This window comes from Petrocella atlantisensis (assembly GCF_900538275.1).
Classification (GTDB): domain Bacteria; phylum Bacillota; class Clostridia; order Lachnospirales; family Vallitaleaceae; genus Petrocella; species Petrocella atlantisensis.
On the sequence record NZ_LR130778.1, the window covers coordinates 3,475,188 to 3,495,739 of the forward strand.

The window sequence follows — 20,552 nt, forward strand, 5'->3', positions numbered from 1 at the left end:
ATGATAGAAAAAAAGAGTGATACGATGATTTATAGGCTCAAGGGCCTCATCCATGCGATTGAATTTTTCTCACAAAGATTTGATGCGGAGCAGATTACCCATCATGTGGTAGATTTTATTGATGAATTAATTGTATTGGACCAAGTGGTGGTTTTTGCTAAGGATGACCATGTTTATAGGCCGGTCCGACAGACCGGTTATCATAACTATGATTACACTTTTGAAGTGAATCCAGTGTATGAAGATATTGTTGTCTTGCATGCCGGTTTATTCTCAAAAGAAGATGTAAAAAGATTTCTACCCAATGAAGTCTCGGAATATTTTCCATGTGCCTTCGGAATTCCCTTAATTATGGACAAAAAAATGTTCGGATTTGTACTTGTAAACAGAAGTGAGGATAAAGAACCCTTTGACTCAGAAGATGAGATTATTGCTGTAGCATTAATGAATCTTTTCTATATTGCACTAACGAATTTTGAATCTTATGATGCCTTGATTAAAACAAAAAAAAGACTGGATGAGAAGATTTTTAATTTGTTTGCCATACATCAATCCTCGAAAATACTTATGAGTACCCTTGAAATCGAGGCAATGTGTGAATTGTCAACCAGTGTCTTTAGTGAACTTACACAAAGTTCAATCACCTCAATTTTCCTATTAAATAAAGATTCTAAAGCGTTTGAGATGATGGCATATCAAAATGTATATGAGCTTAGGGGCGAACTCAATATCCAGGTATATACCAATGAAAATATTGAGTCCCTTAGTGAAAAGGAATACTTCTGTCTAGAAAAGGATGAAGACTTAGAAAAAATCCATACAATTTTCTATAACGATGAAGAGATGCTTATAACATTAAAGCCGGTCTATATTGTTCCGATTGTCAAAAACGAGGACGTACTTGGTTTTATAACTCTTGGACGCCGTGTCAATGATATGTCCTATAATGACAGCAATATGGAATTGATTCATAGTCTGGCATCCTCCCTATACATATCTATTACCAACGCCATTTATGTTAAAACGATTCATGAACAAAAGAAGATTATTGATTCTAAATTAAACCGATTGATGAATATGAATCTTATGATTAAGAATATTAACACCTCTTCGGATTTGAATCATCTTTTTGAGATTACAAAAGCCACTTTGGAATGGTCACATAATGTTACCAGCGGTATTTTGGCCGTTTATAATCATGAAAGTGACAGTTTTGTTATCAAGGAGCGGATCGGGTGTCAATTTCTAGATGTGACTCAAGCCTTTGTAGGAGTAGCAAGTACTTTAAAAGAAGGACATATGGTTATAGCAAGTAGCATTCATGAAGCAGAGGACCTTCTTGGTCGTGAAGTCGTCAATCAGATAGAGGGAGAATTTGGTGGTGCTCTATTGGTTCCGGTCTACTTAGATAAATTTGAACTGGAGCTTCTTGGCTTTATAGGTATCTTTGACACGAAAGATATGTTACTAACAGACTTAGAAAATCAGCTCATCTATGAATCTATAGCCAATGCCATAGCACCTTCTTGGTATCATCTAAGACAACTGGAGGAAATCAAGAATACTTATGAAGTTAATACAGAAGTGTTGTTTATAGAAAAACTTGCAGATGAGATCGAGGATTGCAGGGAATATGATTTGGAGCTTTATGTATTTTTAATTGAGTTTACGGGTAAACATTTTCTGGAAAAGAGTCATCTATTTCAAGCGTTTTCTCAGTATTTTGATAAAGCCTATAAAATTAATCATCAGCATTTGATTATTCTATCCCCAAGGGAAGAGGATGCCGTCTACATTCAGGAGAATTTAGATGAAAGACACAGTATGAAGCAGTTGAAGTATGGGGTTGATTTTGAAGATTATGAGTCGTTTTTGGAGCAATTGTGACTTAGTCGCTTTGTAAAGACAGTATCTATGGGTTATGATCGTAGATGTAACACACAGTTTTTCCTTGCCTTACACTTCGTACGGTCAGCGGAAAATCTGTGTATCACATCTACTCGGGAATAAGTCGTCATTTCGTCAATAAAAAGTGCTGCTTAATCATCCTTCCATTTTACATCCATGTAAAAATGAAGGACGTTCTACATCCATGTAGAACTGTGATTAATCAGCACTTTTTTTTTCCTCATTCGGTTTCGAATAAACATAGCTCAAATGGGCCTAACTCGTCTACCCATACAAAGCACAAAAGAATTCAATGATACTATAATAAGCCAACACCGACCATGAAGTTCCTGGAATCAGTGTGTATGATGAGGCTCATAAGAAAGTAATCTCATGCATCATGTCAGTCTTCAAGACATGATGCTAAAATGAAAACTTTCTTATGAAATTTGTTAGTCAGCATGGATGCTGACCGTCGACTTTTGGTGCATGGATGCACCAACCAGAGACCGTAATCATACAGACTGTGGAAGGGTTTTCATGGGACCCCAGTTCAATATCACATACAATGTATCTTATTTTATATTAGTTGTTAATAATAATCTTACTGCATCTACAAAAAAGTCCCTAAGTTTTTCACTTAGAGACTTAGTAGAATCTTACTTCAAAGGTTTAATAACATCAAAACCAGTGAAAGGTCTTAAAGCTTCGGGTATAATAACGCTACCATCCGCTTGTTGGTGTTGCTCGAGTATAGCTGGTATCAAACGGCTTGTAGCTAAACCGGAAGCGTTAAGGGTATGTAGATAGGCTGTTTTCTTATCATCTGCTTTACGATACTTCATATTACCTCGTCTTGCTTGATATTCACCTGCATTGGATGCAGAGCTGACTTCTTTATATACTTCCATACTGTCAATCCAGACTTCGATATCATAGGTTTTGATCATAGAAGCACTACAGTCACCTGCAGCTAACTTACTAAGCTGATAGTGTAGGCCTAATTTCTGAACTAGGCTTTCAGCTTTGCCTACTAATTCTTGTAATCCGGCTTCAGATTGGTCCGGTGTGGCAAATTGAAACATTTCTACTTTGTTAAATTGATGTCCGCGAATCATGCCACGTTCTTCAGATCTATAGCTACCGGCTTCTTTTCGGTAACAAGGTGTATAAGAAAAATATTTCTTTGGAAGATCTTCTTCACTTAATATTTCGCCACGGTGAAAATTGATAAGAGCTGTCTCAGCAGTAGGTAGTAGAAATTGAACATAACCTTTATTTTCTTGCTCTAACTTAAAGACATCATCTTCAAATTTTGGGAATTGCCCGGCTGTAAAACCGGATTCATAGGTCAATATATGGGGTGGAAGGATGAATTCATAGCCATCTTTTAGATGCTCACTAATAAAAAAGTTGAGAAGTGCCCATTCTAGGATAGCACCAGTTCCTTTATAGATCCAGAAGCCATTCCCGCCAAGTTTTGCACCGCGTTCATAGTCAATCAGTCCCAAAGACTCAGCAAGTTCAACATGGTCCTTTGGCTTGAAATCATAGGTTCTTTTTTCGCCAAATACATGAATGATTTCATTGTTCTCTTTATCACCAGAGACAACATCATCTGCAGGCATATTGGGTAAAGTAGAGACAAAAGTAAAAATCTTCCCGTCAATATCTTTAAGTCTTTCATCGGCTTTGGCAATTTCTTCTTTTAAAGAACTCATTTCCTCGATAATAGAAGAAACATCTTTGCCCTCTTTTTTAAGGACAGGCACTTCTTTTGAAGCAGCATTTCTCTTAGCTTTTAATACTTCAACAAAACCAATAATTTCTTTACGTTCCTTATCCCAGTTCATCAGTCCTGTAAAATCCACTTCATAATTTCTTTTGGCTAGAGCTTTTTTTACGACTTCTGGATTTGTCCTAATCAAATTGATATCTAACATTGTATTCATCCTTTCAAGTGCTTATTTATTATTTTAAAATCCTTGTACGCAAAACACGATATTTGTATATTTAACACTGGTTAAGGTGTCAAAACTAAGTTTCACTAAGTTCACATACAATATATAGATTACGTTGATACATTCATAACTATATATTCTATGCGAAAGTTCAACTATATAATTTTGACACCTTAACCAGTACTTAAACCATTTCTACTAATATTAAGGGAATGGCCGGTAAATGTCAAGAATTTGACAATATATAAATGCTTAAGGTCGTGTAAAAACAATACTTCTTTCATTGGATAGATTGGCGTTATAGTGATAACCTTCAAATGATACAGTTTTAAGCTGATGAGGTTGTGTAATTTGATTTTTAATCATTAAATCAAGCAATTGTCCCCTGGCTATTTTTGAGTAGGTGGCTATGTTCTTATATTCAGGATCCTTTTTTTCCATAAACTTAACGGTGATTTTATGAGAGGGTAGCATCTTGCCATATTCATTGGAAGATAGATCTATTAGGACTGTTTCATTCTTAAAGTAGTGGGCTAAAGGTTTCTCCCAGTATTTATAGAGTGAAGGTCGAATTAATGGCATTTTCATATCTAGGCGATAGGGTTTTATACCATCAAAAGGCTTTAAGGCACCATACATTGCAGAAAGAATCACCAAATGTTTTTCTAAATATTCAATCTGTTCATTATTATATGTATCTAGAGAGAGTTGTTTATATACAAGACCGGTATAAGTGCTTATGGCACAGTTGGGTGTGGCGATATCGAAATCTTTGATATTGCTATAGGTTTGTTCTAATAGGGTATTATCTATCCCCATGAGATGACTTAGGCTTTTTTTGGAAAGCTTTTTTAGCCTTTGATTAAGGTAAAGTGCTTCTTTATTAAATAAAGGCTCATGAACGGCACTTTTATGTATCTTGCTATAATTTTGTGTTTTACTTGGTGAGATGATAATCTTCATATTGGCCTCCATATCCGTAATGTTTTAAGGGATAATTCAAGTGTACTCGAATAATGACATTTGTCAATTGATAACAAATAAGATCTGTATAATTGTGATTGTATAACCAAGAACCCTATGCTATAATAATCAATTGATGTGAGAATGATGTAGTTGTCCTCATACTTGATGAAAATAGATGGTACCATCAGGAGACAAGAACCTTACTTTGGAAAGGAAGAATATTGTGGCAGATATCGAACAAAAAAACATTAGAAATTTTTCCATTATTGCCCATATAGATCACGGGAAATCAACCTTGGCAGATCGAATCATACAGAAAACCGGACTTTTAACCGATCGAGAAATGTCTGAGCAAGTATTGGATAACATGGATCTTGAGAGAGAACGGGGCATTACCATTAAAGCTCAAGCCGTTCGACTGGTATATAAAGCCAATAATGGTGAAGAGTATGTATTCAATCTGATTGATACACCGGGTCATGTGGACTTTAACTATGAAGTATCCAGGTCTTTGGCAGCTTGTGAAGGTGCCATTCTCGTTGTGGATGCCGCTCAAGGTATTGAGGCCCAAACCCTTGCCAATGTATATTTAGCCCTTGAACATGATCTAGAGATATTACCTGTCATCAACAAGATTGATTTGCCCAGTGCAGACCCTCAAAGAGTTATACAGGAAGTAGAAGATATAATAGGTCTTGAGGCAGCACATGCACCGTTGATATCTGCAAAAGAGGGCGTCAACATAGAAGAAGTTCTAGAAATGATTATCACCACAATTCCGGCGCCTACAGTGGTTTTGAATCAACCTCTTAGAGCACTTGTCTTTGATTCCAAATATGACCCCTACCGTGGTGTCATTATTTTCTGTAGAATCAAAGACGGTACGGTGAAAAAAGGCGATAAAATCAAGATGATGTCATCAGGAAAAACTTTTGATGTTATTGAAGTGGGTTATTTTGGTCCTGGTGTTTTTATACCTTGTGATGAACTTAAAGAAGGTTATGTAGGCTATATTAGTGCAGGTATTAAAGATGTTCAAGATACAAGGGTAGGCGATACAGTTACCAAGGTATCTAATCCTGCAAAAGAAGCACTACCCGGATATAAAAAAGTCAATTCTATGGTTTATTGTGGTATCTATCCGGTAGACGGGTCCAAATACCAAGACCTTAGAGATGCATTAGATAAACTCAAACTCAATGATGCAGCCCTTCATTTTGAACCTGAGACGTCATTGGCACTCGGGTTTGGATTTAGATGTGGTTTTCTTGGATTACTGCACTTGGAGATTATTCAAGAGCGCATCGAACGAGAATTTAACATGGATATTATAACAACGGCACCAAGTGTTATCTATAAAGTACATAAAACCGACGGGAAAATCATCGATCTTGCCAATCCAGCAGATATGCCGGATCTTTCAGTGGTAAGGATGATGGAAGAACCGATTGTAAAAGCGCAAATCATGGTACCTTCTGAGTATATCGGTTCCATTATGGAGTTGTGTCAAGACCGTCGTGGTGAGTATCTGGGTATGGAATATATTGAAGATACAAGAACCCAGCTTATGTATGAATTGCCTTTAAACGAAATCATCTATGATTTCTTTGATGCTTTAAAATCTAGAACCAGAGGTTATGCATCTTTTGACTATGAATTGATTGGTTACAAAGAATCAAATCTGGTTAAGCTGGATATATTACTCAACAAAGAAGTAGTTGATGCACTTTCTTTCATTGTCCATGAGGATAAGGCTTATGAAAGAGGGAAAAAGATTGCCGAAAAACTTAAAGATGAGATACCAAGACACCAATTTGAGATACCGATACAAGCAGCCATAGGGAATAAAGTTATTGCAAGATCTACGATTAAAGCAATGCGTAAAGATGTCCTTGCTAAATGCTATGGTGGTGATATCTCTAGAAAAAGGAAACTATTAGAAAAGCAAAAAGCCGGTAAGAAAAGAATGCGTCAAGTAGGTAACGTAGAAGTGCCTCAAGATGCGTTTATGAGTATTTTAAAGCTGGATGAATAAGGTGCTAGTATGGAAGTAATGGGTCTATATATTCATATACCGTTTTGTGTAAAAAAATGTGACTATTGTGATTTTCTGTCCTTTGATCATTCAGAATTCATATTACGTGATGCCTATGTAGATGCCTTAGTTGTTGAAATCTTAGGGATGAAAAGCCAAAATCTAAATAATAAGCTTTCAACTATTTATATGGGCGGTGGCACGCCCTCGATTTTATCAGCAGAACAATTTAGCAGAATTATGAAAGCGGTCTTTGATGTATTTGAGTGGACAGAAGATGGAGAATTCACCATTGAGGTAAATCCTGGTATGGTGGATGCACTTAAAGTTAGAGCTTACTTAGATGCAGGCGTTAATCGTGTGAGTATGGGACTACAATCAGATGAAGAACAAATGCTAAAGACACTTGGTAGAATTCATGATTACCAGGTTTTTTTAGAAACCTATCAAATGATGCGCGCTATGGGTATTGAAAATATAAGCTTGGATCTTATGTTTGGACTTCCCGGCCAAACATTCAAATCATTTAAAGCAACTTTGGAAAAAACAATAAAATTAGAGCCTGAACACCTATCCATATATGGTTTAATCATTGAGCCTGGGACGGTTTTTGAAAGTCAAAATAAAAAAGGTCTTTTAGATCTGCCGGATGAAGATGAGGAACGCCGGATGTATTGGTGGGCCCATGATTTTTTAGAAAGCAAAGGCTATGAGCATTACGAGATCTCAAGCTATGGTAAACCGGGTAGAATAGGCAGACATAATCAGTCTTATTGGACGCTAGCGCCTTATCTGGGCGTTGGACTTGGAGCAGCTTCTTATCTAAATCTTAACCGCTACAAAAATATCGAAAATCTAAAAATCTATATATCAAAAAGTCATGAACTTGATGAGATACGTGAGCTAGAACAAACAGGGAACGCGATCAATCGATTGGAAGAATATTTTTTTCTGGGATTAAGGCAATTAAAAGGTATCAGTCTTGTAAAGGTTTATGAAGATTTTGAAGAAGAGCTCATAGCGCCCTATAGACCGATTATAAAACAATTAGTAGAAGAAGAGATGCTTGTTGAGAGCGACGGATGGATCCGACTTACGAGAAGAGGCTTGGATCTTAGCAACTATGTGTTGGCACAGTTTATAAACTTTTAATAGTTTTTTATGGATTACATATTGACAAACCCATGAAAAAATAATATTATTAACTCAGATGTTAGCACTCCACACAAATGAGTGCTGACAATGCGAGAGGTGATGATGGCATGGAACTCAACGAACGAAAACTTAAAATACTCGAGGCAATCATTTCTAATTACTTAGATACAGCTGAACCGGTGGGATCAAGAACCATCTCTAAGAATTACGATTTGGGTATATCCCCGGCAACTATAAGAAATGAGATGTCCGACTTAGAAGAACTTGGATTCATCATGCAACCCCACACATCAGCAGGACGCATTCCGTCAGACAAGGGATACCGTCTCTATGTGGATATGATTTTGAGTGCCAAATATGACAGTCCAAAGCATTTATCCTATGTGGAAGCTTTACTAAGTAAAGCAGGACGTATTGAAACCCTCTTACAAGATATCGTTGCTGTATTAGCAAAAGAGACTAATCTTACTGCCATTGTTTCTACGCCTCAATATTCCAAATGCAAAATCAAGAACATCCAATTGATTGAACTGGAAGCACAGAAAGTCTTAGCGGTCATCGTTACCGATGGTAATATGGCCAATAACTATGTACTGGAAATCAATGAAGATATGGATCAACCGATGCTTAATAAGCTTTCATTTATCTTGAATAATCAGCTTCATGGACTTGATGTTGAGGAAATCAATCTACCGCTTATTGAAAAAATTAAAGCCTTTGCAGGTAACCAGGATGAAATAATTGGTAAAGTATTGGAAGTCGTGTTTCAAGCCGTTCATAACAATGATGACACACAAATCTACACATCCGGTGCCATTAATATGCTAAGGCTTCCGGAATTTAGTGATCTTGAGAAAGCAACATCGATTATGGAAACTTTGGATAAGAAGGATTATATCCGACAGTTACTACTAAATGATTTTGATGGTGAAAGCATTGAAACAGATGGTGTAAAAATTAAGATTGGTTCAGAAAATAATAACGAGAATATGAAGGATTGTAGCTTGATTACAACAACTTATCATATCGGTGGCAAGCCACTGGGTGTGATTGGATTGATTGGCCCGAGGAGAATGGATTACCAAAGTGCCATATTTTCTCTGAAGTGCTTAATTAAAGAAATAGAAAAAAGGATGAATGATTCATAGTCATCTTAAGAAAGGATGTATCGTTTTGAAAAATGATAAGAATAAGAAAGACGAAGAAGTCTTGTCAGAGGAAAGCTTAGACGTGACTTCTGATAAGGGGCCAGATCTAGAAGATGCAATGGATCAAGTGGAGGATGTGGAAGTTGTAGCAGAAACGGAAACAGAAACCATAGAGGTGGTATCTCTTGAAAAGCAACTGGAACAAAAGGAAGCAGAATTAAAAGAACAAGTCGATCGTCATCATAGAACGCTGGCAGAATTTGATAATTTTAGAAAAAGAACCTTGAAGGAAAAGGACCTGATGTATGAAAAAGGTGCTAAGGAAATACTTGAGGTCTTATTGCCCATCGTTGATAATTTTGAACGGGCATTTGATGCAGTGACGGATGATCATAAGGAAGATTCCTTTGTGAAAGGTATTAGCATGATTTACAAGCAACTGGTTGCAGCACTTAAGGAAATGGGCGTTGAAGAAATTGAAGCTTTAGATCAGGTTTTTGACCCACACTTGCATCATGCTGTACAGCATGAAACTTCAGATGATCATGACGAAAGCATTGTGGCAGCCGTTTACCAAAAAGGTTATAAGTATAAAGACTCTGTACTAAGATACAGTATGGTCAAAGTCGTTAATTAAGGTTAATGTATCAACACTACTTAGTTGAACTTACAAATAGAATATATAAATTACGAACGCATCAACGTAATAAAACAACAACGATCATGGGCAATATTAATATAAATAACAAGGAGGCATTACAATGGGTAAAATAATAGGAATAGATTTAGGAACAACGAATTCATGTGTAGCAGTAATGGAAGGCGGTAAGCCAGTCGTTATAGCAAATGCAGAAGGTTCAAGAACAACCCCTTCTGTTGTAGCGTTTACAAAAACCGGTGAAAGAGTCGTGGGCGAACCAGCAAAAAGACAAGCCATCACCAACCCAGATAAAACCATCATATCCATCAAAAGAGAGATGGGAACAGATCACAAAGTATCAATAGACGATAAAAAATACTCACCACAAGAAATTTCTGCTATGATCTTACAAAAACTTAAGGCAGATGCAGAAGCATATCTTGGTGAATCTGTAACAGAGGCGGTTATTACCGTACCTGCTTACTTTAATGACAGTCAAAGACAAGCAACAAAAGATGCAGGGAAAATCGCCGGACTTGATGTAAAGAGAATTATCAATGAACCTACAGCAGCAGCACTTGCTTATGGTCTTGACAATGAACATGAACAAAAAATTATGGTATTTGACTTAGGTGGCGGTACTTTTGACGTTTCATTGATAGAAATCGGTGATGGTGTCCTAGAAGTTCTAGCAACAAGTGGTAACAACCATCTTGGTGGTGATGACTTTGATGCTCGCGTTATTAAGTATCTCGTATCTGAATTCAAAAATGCAGAAGGCGTCGATTTATCCAATGATAAAATGGCGATGCAACGATTAAAAGAAGCAGCTGAAAAGGCTAAAATTGAGCTTTCCTCCAGTACAACTTCCAATATCAACCTACCATTTATTACAGCAACACAAGAAGGTCCTAAGCATTTGGACGTGACTTTAACCAGAGCAAAATTCGATGAACTCACCGATGATTTGGTGAAATCCACATTAGGCCCTGTTAAGCAAGCATTAAAAGATGCAGGTATTGATGTAGGAGAATTAGATAAGATTCTATTGGTTGGTGGTTCAACAAGAGTGCCAGCTGTTCAGGAAGCTGTTAAGAGCCTTACAGGTAAAGACGCTTTTAAAGGCATTAACCCGGATGAATGTGTAGCGGTTGGTGCCGGTATACAAGGTGGTAAGCTTTCAGGAGATGCAGGTGCTGGTAATATTCTCTTACTGGATGTTACACCATTGTCTCTTGGTATCGAAACACTTGGTGGTGTTGCTACCAAACTGATTGAAAGAAATACAACCATACCAACAAAGAAAAGCCAAGTTTTCTCCACTGCTGAAGACAATCAACCTGCCGTTGATATTCACGTCGTACAAGGAGAAAGAGAATTTGCGCGTGATAACAAAACACTTGGTAACTTTAAGCTTGATGGCATACCAGCAGCCAGACGTGGTGTACCACAGATTGAAGTAACATTTGATATTGATGCGAATGGTATTGTAAAAGTATTGGCCAAAGATTTGGGTACAGGTAAAGAACAACACATTACCATTACCGCAAGCACCAATCTTTCAGATGATGAAATCAACCGTGCGGTTGAAGAAGCTAAGGCACATGAAGCACAAGATAAGAAGAAAAAAGAAGCCATTGATACACGTAACGAAGCAGATTCATTGGTATTCCAAACTGAAAAGTCTCTAGAAGAGATCAAAGATCAAATAGATCCAAGTGATAAAGAAAGACTTGAAGCAGAAGTTAAAAAGCTTAAAGATTTACTTGAGAAAACAAAGTCTGAAACTATGAGTGATAGTGATGTAGAAGAAATTAAGGTTGCTAAAGAAGCACTTACAGCCGTATTCCAAGAAGTATCACAGAAGATGTATGAGAAGTCAGCAGCAGCAGGCGCTAACCCAGAAAGTGAACCACAAGGTGAAGCAAATGCAGAAGAAGAATTCATTGATGCGGACTTCAAAGAAGAATAGAACAAGATAGCAAGAAGCATTTCACTAGGACCGTACCAAGCGGTACGGTCCTTATTATTCTTATTATTCCAATTATTATTAATATTCATAGAGGCGGGTTTACATGTTAAAATGTAACTTAAAATATATATCCATGTCTTATAACAAACCTGCCTCTATGAATGTTTTTCAATATAAACATATGAAAAATCTAAGTAGCATAATCTATTATTCACAAAACGGTCATTGTTAATAGGCTGGCTTTGCTGTATAATAGGTTCTGCTGATTTTAGTGTTCAAAGTCAAGGCACCATAAGCTGTGTATTCATTTTTTATGTGTGCTCATATACATAGATGTAACCGTTGTAGAAATAAGTTTATTGAGGTGGTCAAATGGCAGATAAAAGAGATTATTATGAAGTGTTAGGTGTAAACAGGCAAGCGAGTGGACCGGAGATCAAAAAAGCATATCGTAATCTTGCTAAGCAGTATCATCCGGATATGAATCATAACAGTGAAGAAATTGAACAAAAATTCAAAGAAGCAACGGAAGCTTATGAGATACTTAGTGATGCAACCAAAAGACAACAGTATGACCAGTTCGGTCATGCAGCGTTTACCCAAGGTGGCGGCGGTTATGGTGGCTTTAATGATATGGGTGACATGTTTGGCGATATTTTCGGCGACTTTTTCGGTGGCGGTTCAAGACGAAGAGCCAATGCACCTCAAAAAGGCGATAACATTCAAGCACGTATTAATCTAGAGTTTGAGGAAGCTATTTTTGGTGTTGAAAAAGAGATTTTTGTAACTGTTTCTGAACCTTGTGATACTTGTGATGGTAGTGGGGCAAAGCCCGGTACTTCAAAAGAAACTTGTACGACTTGTGCAGGTCAAGGACAGGTAAGGTATAACCAACAAACTTTATTTGGTACAGTCCAAAGCGTTCGTACTTGTCACCAGTGTGGTGGATCAGGTCAAATGATTAAAGAAAAATGTACAGACTGTCATGGTAGTGGTCTTAAAAAGCAGAACAAGAAATTATCCGTAACCATACCGGCAGGTATTGATCATGGTCAGAGTATGCGTCTTAGAGGTAAAGGTGAACCGGGTATTAATGGCGGACCAAAAGGTGATGTTATACTACAGGTTTATGTTAAGCCTCATGCCATTTTAGAAAGACGTGGTGAAGACATTTACTACGAACTTCCAATCAGTTTTTCACAAGCAGCTCTTGGAACAGAAGTCTCAGTCCCAACCATAGATGGTAATGTGACCTATGAAATAAAAGCTGGCACACAAACCAATACAAAATTCAGACTAAGAGGTAAAGGGGTTCCTCATCTTAATAATATAAAGCTAAGAGGGGATCAATATGTAACCGTTTCGGTTATGACGCCAAAAAGCCTTAGTGATGAAGAACGAGAACTTTTCATACAGTTGGCAGAACTAGCCGGTGAAACCGTTGATGAAGGTAAAAAGAAAAAAGGTATTTTTAACAAAATCAAAGATACCTTGGAGAAATAGAGGCTAAGATGAAGTGGACAAAATTAAAAATTCATGTGGCGCCACTAAGTGTCGATGCCGTTAGTAATATGCTCTTTGATATGGGCATGGAAGGTCTAGAAATCGAAGATCAATACTTATCTGAACCAGATAAGGAAGCCATGTATGCCAATTATGTAGCGGATACTTTAGTTCCATTTGAAGAATACCGTGTTGTTGTCTATCTAGATGAAAATCAGGATATAGAAGTTTGTAGAACGGATATAGAAAAGGGCTTAAAGGACTTAAGAACTTTCCTAGAAATCGGTTCGGGATTAATCACAATAGAAACCATGCCGGATGAGGACTATGAAAATAAATGGAAAACTTTTTATAAGCCCTTTAGAGTAGGCGATCATATGGTCATCACACCTATTTGGGAGAAGCCGGATTTAATAGAAGGTGACATGGTGATAGCCATAGACCCGGGAATGGCATTTGGAACCGGCACCCATGAAACCACCTATTTGTGCATTGAACTATTACAGGCATGTAGTCAGGAACTAGGGCAGGTAGCAGACATAGGTTGTGGTAGTGGTATATTAGCCATGGCTGCTGTGAGACTGGGTGCCAAATCGGCTATCGGTGTAGATATTGACGAGAATGCGGTTAAAATAGCAAAAGAAAATGTCAAAAACAACGCTTTAGAAGATAAGGTAACCATTTGCAAAGGCAATTTATTAGAGAACATTCAATCACCGGTAAATACGGTGGTCGCAAATATCTTGGCAGAGGTCATCATAGGCATCGTGAAGGATGTAAAAAAAATTCTACATACTTCAGGTATATTTATTGCATCCGGCATATTGAATGAAAAAGAGAAAGCAGTGACGGATGCTCTATCCCAAGAAGGTTTTAGTATTGTTGAGATTCGCAGAAAAGGTGAATGGGTAGCGATTAAGGCTAGTCTATAAGGAGACACATGTATCGATTTTTTGTAGAACCGGATCAAGTGAAAGATAAAACTATCCTCATCGAGGGTGCAAATATGAACCATATGAAGCAAGTATTACGCTTGCGTGTCGGTGATGTTGTGACAATTAGTGATGGACAACAAAAGGACTATCGTTGTATAATAAAAACAATTATGGAGGATGAGATTTTACTGGATATAGATACCGTGGTACCCACTACCAATGAATTATTAAGTAAAATCTCACTATTTCAAGGTATTCCTAAAAAAGACAAAATGGAATGGATCATTCAAAAAAACATTGAATTAGGCGTGTGCGAGATAATTCCGGTTAAGATGAAGCGTTGCGTTGTTAAGCTAGATGACAAGACAGCTAAGAAGAAAGTTGAACGCTGGGAAGGTATTGCAGAAGCAGCTGCAAAACAATCCAAAAGAAGTATCATACCAGTCGTTCAGACACCGGTTGGCTTTAAAGGTATGATGGAACAACTGGAGAGGATGGATCTTGTATTAGTGCCTTATGAGAATGCTGATGGCATGGCGTATACAAGAACTGTTCTTGGTCAACTAAAGGGTATTAAGAACATCGGTATCGTCATTGGCCCTGAAGGCGGCTTTGATCAAGAAGAAATCAATCATTTAATGGCCACGGAAGCAAAAATCATATCATTAGGCCGACGTATCTTACGTACGGAGACAGCGGGCATGACTTTGCTTGCGAATATAATGATACAAATCGAGGAGGATAATGATGGCAATTAGAGTTTTAGTTGTAGATGATGCAGTATTTATGAGAACAGTACTTAAGAAAATGTTGGTTGAAGATGGTTATGAAGTGTGTGGTGAGGCGGGCAATGGACTTGAAGCTATAAAACTTGCCAAAGAACTGACTCCTGACGTTGTGACCTTGGATATCACTATGCCTGAGATGGATGGCGTTACTGCATTACCAAAAATCATGGAAGTATCACCAAACTCAAAAGTTATCATGTGTTCAGCTATGGGACAGCAGCCTATGGTTGTGGAAGCCATAAAAAATGGCGCAAAAGACTTTATAGTTAAACCTTTTCAAAAAGCACGTGTCGTGCAAGCCATCGAAAATGTCATGAGTAAATAAACATTCGATTGTAGAATAAAAGAGAGGTAGGGCGACCTGCCTTTTTTGTTCTTCTCTAGGAAAGTCATACTCAAGCATTCAGCCTTGAAGCGTGGTAGAATACGTTTAAGTAAAAGTCTAAGGAGATAAAATGGAAATATATTTTGATAATGCGGCAACTACGAAAGTGCCCGACAAAGTAGCACAAGCCATGTTGCATATGTTAACTACGAACTTTGGAAATCCTTCATCCTTACATCAAAAAGGGTTTGAAGCAGAAAAAGCCATTGAAACCAGTAGACAAAACCTTGCGCAAGCTTTAAAAGTCAATAAAAAAGAAATCTATTTTACCTCTGGTGGGACAGAAGCCAACAATATTGCGATCTCCGGTGTGGCGGTAGCCAATAAAAGAAGTGGTAGGCATATATTGGTCTCATCTATCGAACATCCATCTGTTAAGGAAACGGTTCGATATCTTGAAACCTTAGGTTATGAGGTTGAAACCATACCCACAGATAGTATGGGATATATTCAAATAGAAACGTTAGAACAACTTATAAGACAAGACACCTTAATGGTATCCATTATGTATGTAAACAATGAAATCGGCACGATCCAAGATATGTCGACAATAGGGAAACTCATTAAAGCTATAAACCCAAAAACATTATTTCATGTGGATGCCATTCAGGCTTTTGGTAAATATATTTTAACACCAACAAAAGATCAAATAGACCTATTAACCCTAAGTGGTCATAAAATTCATGGTCCCAAAGGTATCGGTGCCATATATATAAAAGAAGGTACTAAAATAACACCCTTGTTTTATGGAGGTCGTCAAGAAAACGGTATACGATCAGGTACGGAAAACGTACCGGGTATTATTGGTCTTGGTGTGGCCACAGAGGAAGCCTATGATCAGCTTCAGGATAATAGAAACCATATAGAGGGTATAAAGAAATATATGATTGCTAGACTTAGGCAAGACGTTCCTGATATTACTTTTAACGGTGACATCGAAAAAGGCGCTTATCATCTATTGAACATAGGTGTTTTGGGTGTCAAAAGTGAAGTTCTACTTCATGCATTGGAAGAACTTGAGATATATGTATCCACGGGATCTGCATGTTCTTCTAAAAAGAAAAATCATAGTATTACCCTTTCGGCACTTAATCTGACTCATGAGGAAAAAGACAATGCGATACGTTTGAGTTTTTCAAAATATAATACACAAGAAGAAGTCGATCAATTTATAGAACAATTGAACCGGTTATTGCCCATACTTAGAAGATTTAAAAGAAAGTAGGATAATTATGAAGCAAGGTTATTTAATAAAATATGGTGAACTTGCCCTTAAGGGTAAAAATAGATATATTTTTGAAAACGCACTGGTTAAGCACATACGAGATGCTATTAAGCCTTTTGGTGAATTTGAAGTTGTTAAGGAACAAGGTCGTATTATATGCGAACCCCTTTCAGATGTGGATGATGAAGCTGTCATGAACCGTATACGGATGATTTTTGGAATCATTGGCATATGTCCGGTTTATATATTAGATGACAACAGCATGGAGAATATAAGACTTCAAGCGGTTGCTTTCTTAGATCAACATTATGAACAACATGATTTTACTTTCAAAGTAGAAGCCAGACGTGCAGATAAAAAGTACCCACTTAATTCAATGGAGATCTCTAGAGATATTGGTGGTGTGTTGTTAGATGCCTATAATCAGTTAAGTGTAGATGTACATAAGCCGGAAGTACGCGTACATGTTGAAATTAGGAACAAGTCTTATATTTTTTCTAAAGAAATTAAGGGTCTTGGCGGTATGCCGGTTGGCACCAATGGTAAGGCAATGCTCATGCTCTCAGGTGGGATTGACAGTCCTGTAGCAGGGTATATGGTTGCCAAACGAGGGGTTCATTTTGATGCGGTTTATTATCACTCACATCCTTATACCAGTGAACGTGCCAAGCAGAAAGTAATAGACCTTGGTAAAATCGTTGCTAGATATAATGGTAGCTTTAATCTGCATGTGGTCCCTTTTACGGAGATTCAGTTGGATATCTATGAGAAATGTCCTCATGAGCAATTAACCATTATCATGCGACGTTATATGATGATCATTGCAGAACGTATAGCAAGAGAGCATAATTGCTTAGCACTGATTACCGGTGAGAGCATAGGACAAGTGGCCAGTCAGACCATACAAAGTCTAGCAGCAACCAATGATGTATGCGGTATGCCTGTATTTAGACCACTTATTGGTTTTGATAAGCAGGAAATCGTAGATATAGCACAGCGTATCGAGACTTTTGAGACTTCAATTTTACCTTATGAAGACTGTTGCACCATTTTTGTGGCAAAGCATCCGGTAACCAAACCTAACATCAAATCTATTATGCGTTCAGAGGCCATTCTTGAGAATATCGAAGAGATGCTGCAAAGAGCAATCGATCAAAGAGAAGTCATTAAGATTGAACCTGACTTGTAGAAAAACAAAGAGGCTACGCCTCGCTTTGCAAAGCAAATTGTTCCGGCAGAATAAAAAAAATCCACCTAAGTGGATTTTTTACTGACTTAATTAAGTTAAAGCTGTGAGACCTTAACCAACTATTCGAGGATGAAATCTTGAAGAACAGATTCAACTTCTTCTACGACAGAATCATCATGAATCATTAATTCAATTGGCTTACTTAAGTCGAGTGAAAAAATCCCCATTATAGATTTTGCATCTATGACATAACGACCAGATACCAAATCAAAGTCAGAATCGTACTTACTTACTGCATTAACAAACACTTTAACCTTATCAATAGAATTTAAAGATACTTTTATAGTTTTCATTATTTGGTCCTCCTTTACATTATTTTATACACACTTATACTACACTTTTTGAAAATTGATGTCAATACGAATATTGACTAAAAAATATTATGAAATGTAAAGGCTTTCAGGCAAATAGAATAAATCTTAAATAACTAAGCAACAAAGAAAGAGGCAAAAAATGGCAAAAGTAGCGTTCCATACACTTGGCTGTAAGGTTAACCAATATGAAACTGAAGGCATGATGACCCAGTTCGAACAGTTCGGCTATGATATCGTTGGCTTTTTTGAAAAGGCAGATATATATATTATTAATACATGCACGGTGACCAACATGGCGGATAAGAAGTCCAGACAAATGCTGGCAAAAGCCAAGAAAAACAATCCTAAGAGTTTGGTGGTTGCTGTCGGTTGCTATGTACAAGCAGCCAACAAAGAACTTCTTGAAATGATTCAAGTTGATTTGCTGATCGGGAACACAGATAAAGGTAATATGGTTCAAGTCATTGAAACCTATTTAGAAAGCAAGATTAAGCCAGAAGTCCTTGATCTGAGCCAATACAAGGTCTATGATGATCTATGGATCAGTATGACACAAGACCATACAAGGGCACATATCAAGATACAAGACGGATGTGATCAATTCTGTACCTATTGTATCATTCCTTATGCCAGAGGAAGGATTAGAAGTAGATCTGCATCAAGTATTCTTGAAGAAAGTCAGGATCTGGCTAAAAAGGGCTATAAAGAAGTGGTATTAACGGGCATTCATCTTGCTTCTTACGGTATACAGTTTGATGATTATAGACTTATAGACTTATTGGAGGATATGCAGAAAATAGAGGGCATTTTACGTATTCGCTTAGGTTCTTTGGAACCTACATTAATTACCAAAGATTTTGTCAGTCGCATCGCAAAGCTTGATAAGGTTTGCCCTCATTTTCACCTATCCCTGCAGTCCGGTGATGATGGTGTCCTAAAGAAAATGAATCGAAAATATTCGACACAAGACTACAAGCAAGCCGTTAATAGATTAAGAGAGAAGATGCCCACCTGCGCCATAACAACAGATCTTATTGTAGGCTTTCCTTCTGAAACAGAGGCACAATTTGAAGATACATTGGCGTTTATAAAAGATATTGGCTTTGCAGAAGTCCATGTCTTTAAGTATTCTAAACGTAGCGGAACGCCGGCTGCGAAGATGAAGGAACAAGTGAGTCCTAAGGAGAAAAACAATAGGAGCATCAAAGCTATAAAAGCAGCTGAAGGAATGAAGGATGATTTCTTAGGTCAGTTTATCGGTATAAAGATGAACGTATTGATTGAAGAACAAGTCGTCCTAGATAACCAAGTTTATTATGTCGGTCATACCACCAATCATATAAAGGTATATACATTATCCATACAACCATTAGAGAGAAATACCATTAAAAGTATTGATTTGAAACAACGATTTAGAGACGGTTTACTTGGATTAACCTAGAGTGTCGATTTTATATTCAACACGTAAATGTAGTCTACTTTAAATTTAATATTATTTTGATTGTATTTTTAGGGTTTTTATTATAAACTGTATTGGTGAACACAAATAATTGTAATTTGTTAGGACGTGAAATTGTGGGCAAATTTGGGCATACGCTTTTCTTTAAAAAATTCGATAAAGAGCCTGAAAACGAAATAAAAATTGTACTTAAAGAAGTCTATGAAGCACTGAATGAAAAAGGCTATAATCCCAACTACCAGATTGTAGGTTATATTCTGTCTGGAGATCCAACATATATTACCAGTCATAAGAATGCAAGAACAAAGATTGGCCGAATAGAACGAGACGCCTTGATGGAAGAATTGGTTAAAGATTATGTGGAACATAATTTGAAATAATAGGTGAACATCAAAAACTGTAGAGACTCGGTTTCTACAGTTTTTCTTAGTCGGTAAGGTTATAGTGTTAAACTATAAACTAAATAAGCGAGAACCTCCTTGAAAGGATACAAGATAGTATGCGGATATTAGGACTTGATTATGGTAGTAAGACGATTGGCGTTGCAGTATGTGACCCCTTTGGTTGGACGGCTCAAGGTATAGAAACCATCGAGCGCAAGGAAGAAAACAATCTTGTAGCGTCCATTGCCAGACTAGGAGAAATCATAGATCAATATAAAGTTGAGAAGATTGTTTTAGGTCTACCTAAAAACATGAACAATACTGAAGGTGAACGGGTAGAAAAGACAAAGCAATTTCAGAATAGACTGATTCGAGAATTTGATCTTGAAGTGATTCTATGGGATGAGCGTCTTAGCACCATGGGTGCAAGCCGTGCGCTGACTGCAGCAGATATGAGTGCTAAAAAACAAAAGAAAGTGATTGATAAAATGGCCGCTGTATTCATTTTACAAGGCTATTTGGATTGTCACTAAAGATCGGAGGCAAT

18 protein-coding genes are annotated in these 20,552 nt (G+C 37.3%); 15 read left to right on the plus strand and 3 right to left on the minus strand.

Annotated features, from left to right (window positions below; translation table 11 throughout):
• Window positions 1-1,887 carry a hypothetical protein gene (locus PATL70BA_RS15945; protein ID WP_125138316.1) on the plus strand — a complete coding sequence of 629 codons (1,887 nt, stop codon included), beginning with the start codon at window positions 1-3 and terminating at the stop codon, window positions 1,885-1,887.
• Between the two features lie 659 nt (window positions 1,888-2,546).
• Here the strand turns inward: PATL70BA_RS15945 and serS are convergent.
• Both serS and PATL70BA_RS15955 read right to left on the minus strand, forming a co-directional pair.
• Complete coding sequence (serS, locus tag PATL70BA_RS15950; RefSeq protein WP_125138317.1) at window positions 2,547-3,830, minus strand: serine--tRNA ligase; 1,284 nt, start codon at window positions 3,828-3,830, stop codon at window positions 2,547-2,549.
• A gap of 270 nt (window positions 3,831-4,100) precedes the next feature.
• On the minus strand, window positions 4,101-4,811 hold the full coding sequence (locus PATL70BA_RS15955; RefSeq protein WP_172596300.1) for a YaaA family protein: 711 nt from the start codon (window positions 4,809-4,811) through the stop codon (window positions 4,101-4,103).
• 226 nt (window positions 4,812-5,037) lie between these two features.
• Between PATL70BA_RS15955 and lepA the strand changes: the two genes are divergently transcribed.
• The 11 genes from lepA to thiI all read left to right on the plus strand — a co-directional run bounded on the left by lepA (window position 5,038) and on the right by thiI (window position 17,789).
• Window positions 5,038-6,849: a translation elongation factor 4 gene (lepA, locus tag PATL70BA_RS15960; protein ID WP_243115935.1), complete on the plus strand. Its 1,812-nt coding sequence runs from the start codon at window positions 5,038-5,040 to the stop codon at window positions 6,847-6,849.
• 9 nt (window positions 6,850-6,858) lie between these two features.
• Entirely contained in the window at window positions 6,859-8,001 is a 1,143-nt protein-coding gene (gene hemW / locus PATL70BA_RS15965; protein WP_125138320.1) for a radical SAM family heme chaperone HemW, read from the plus strand.
• Window positions 8,002-8,111: 110 nt separating this feature from the next.
• Window positions 8,112-9,152 (plus strand): heat-inducible transcriptional repressor HrcA, encoded by a 1,041-nt coding sequence (hrcA, locus tag PATL70BA_RS15970; RefSeq protein WP_172596301.1) that lies wholly within the window; start codon window positions 8,112-8,114, stop codon window positions 9,150-9,152.
• Window positions 9,153-9,177: 25 nt separating this feature from the next.
• Window positions 9,178-9,789, plus strand: a complete 612-nt coding sequence (grpE, locus tag PATL70BA_RS15975) for a nucleotide exchange factor GrpE (RefSeq protein WP_243115936.1) — start codon at window positions 9,178-9,180, stop codon at window positions 9,787-9,789.
• Window positions 9,790-9,913: 124 nt separating this feature from the next.
• Complete coding sequence (dnaK, locus tag PATL70BA_RS15980; protein ID WP_125138323.1) at window positions 9,914-11,764, plus strand: molecular chaperone DnaK; 1,851 nt, start codon at window positions 9,914-9,916, stop codon at window positions 11,762-11,764.
• A 372-nt stretch (window positions 11,765-12,136) separates the two neighbouring features.
• Window positions 12,137-13,267 carry a molecular chaperone DnaJ gene (dnaJ, locus tag PATL70BA_RS15985; protein ID WP_125138324.1) on the plus strand — a complete coding sequence of 377 codons (1,131 nt, stop codon included), beginning with the start codon at window positions 12,137-12,139 and terminating at the stop codon, window positions 13,265-13,267.
• Window positions 13,268-13,275: 8 nt separating this feature from the next.
• On the plus strand, window positions 13,276-14,199 hold the full coding sequence (gene prmA / locus PATL70BA_RS15990) for a 50S ribosomal protein L11 methyltransferase (RefSeq protein WP_125138325.1): 924 nt from the start codon (window positions 13,276-13,278) through the stop codon (window positions 14,197-14,199).
• 8 nt (window positions 14,200-14,207) lie between these two features.
• Window positions 14,208-14,960, plus strand: coding sequence for a 16S rRNA (uracil(1498)-N(3))-methyltransferase (locus tag PATL70BA_RS15995; RefSeq protein ID WP_125138326.1), 753 nt, complete (start codon window positions 14,208-14,210; stop codon window positions 14,958-14,960).
• Window positions 14,950-15,315, plus strand: coding sequence for a response regulator (locus tag PATL70BA_RS16000; protein ID WP_125138508.1), 366 nt, complete (start codon window positions 14,950-14,952; stop codon window positions 15,313-15,315). The genes PATL70BA_RS15995 and PATL70BA_RS16000 overlap by 11 nt, the downstream gene beginning before the upstream one ends.
• Before the next feature lie 130 nt (window positions 15,316-15,445).
• Window positions 15,446-16,600, plus strand: coding sequence for a cysteine desulfurase family protein (locus PATL70BA_RS16005; protein WP_125138327.1), 1,155 nt, complete (start codon window positions 15,446-15,448; stop codon window positions 16,598-16,600).
• Between the two features lie 7 nt (window positions 16,601-16,607).
• Window positions 16,608-17,789 (plus strand): tRNA uracil 4-sulfurtransferase ThiI, encoded by a 1,182-nt coding sequence (thiI, locus tag PATL70BA_RS16010; RefSeq protein ID WP_125138328.1) that lies wholly within the window; start codon window positions 16,608-16,610, stop codon window positions 17,787-17,789.
• Window positions 17,790-17,908: 119 nt separating this feature from the next.
• On the opposite strand, the gene PATL70BA_RS16015 is transcribed toward thiI, so the two are convergent.
• Entirely contained in the window at window positions 17,909-18,142 is a 234-nt protein-coding gene (locus tag PATL70BA_RS16015) for an HPr family phosphocarrier protein (RefSeq protein WP_125138329.1), read from the minus strand.
• 160 nt (window positions 18,143-18,302) lie between these two features.
• Here PATL70BA_RS16015 and mtaB point away from each other — a divergent pair, with 160 nt between their 5' ends.
• The 3 genes from mtaB to ruvX all read left to right on the plus strand — a co-directional run bounded on the left by mtaB (window position 18,303) and on the right by ruvX (window position 20,538).
• Complete coding sequence (mtaB, locus tag PATL70BA_RS16020; protein ID WP_125138330.1) at window positions 18,303-19,604, plus strand: tRNA (N(6)-L-threonylcarbamoyladenosine(37)-C(2))-methylthiotransferase MtaB; 1,302 nt, start codon at window positions 18,303-18,305, stop codon at window positions 19,602-19,604.
• 134 nt (window positions 19,605-19,738) lie between these two features.
• Window positions 19,739-20,002, plus strand: a complete 264-nt coding sequence (locus tag PATL70BA_RS16025; RefSeq protein WP_125138331.1) for an IreB family regulatory phosphoprotein — start codon at window positions 19,739-19,741, stop codon at window positions 20,000-20,002.
• A 119-nt stretch (window positions 20,003-20,121) separates the two neighbouring features.
• A complete protein-coding gene (gene ruvX / locus PATL70BA_RS16030) occupies window positions 20,122-20,538 on the plus strand; it encodes a Holliday junction resolvase RuvX (RefSeq protein WP_125138332.1) in 417 nt (138 codons plus the stop codon).
• Window positions 20,539-20,552 lie beyond the last annotated feature (14 nt).